The 271-nt window shown below is 67.2% G+C and carries 1 protein-coding gene; it reads left to right on the top strand.

Features of this window, described 5'->3' with window-relative positions; all coding sequences use genetic code 11:
• Positions 1–41: 41 nt before the first annotated feature.
• Positions 42–271 (top strand): PEP-utilizing enzyme (locus FQ664_RS26080; protein ID WP_256676102.1); only part of this gene is annotated, 230 nt, incomplete at its 3' end.

The raw sequence follows: 271 nt of genomic DNA, 5'->3' as shown, positions 1-271 counted from the left end.
GAATTTATGCTGCCCGGGGGATCCTCACAAGCCGCGGCGGCATGACCAGCCACGCCGCCGTCGTGGCCAGGGGTGCGGGCAAGCCCTGTGTTTGCGGCTGTGAGGCGCTGCAGATCAATCTGGAGGCGCGCCAAATCGAGATCCGGGGAGAGAGCTATCCCGAGGGGACCGTCTTCTCCATCGACGGCGCCACCGGCGAGGTGATTCTGGGACAGCCCCCCCTCATCGAGCCCCGGCCGACCCCGGAATTTGCCGAGCTTCTGGAGTGGGC

This window comes from Pseudomonas persica, from assembly GCF_900291015.1.
In the GTDB taxonomy this organism is placed as follows: Bacteria; Pseudomonadota; Gammaproteobacteria; order Pseudomonadales; family Pseudomonadaceae; genus Aquipseudomonas.
This window is presented reverse-complemented; position numbering and strand designations above follow the sequence as displayed.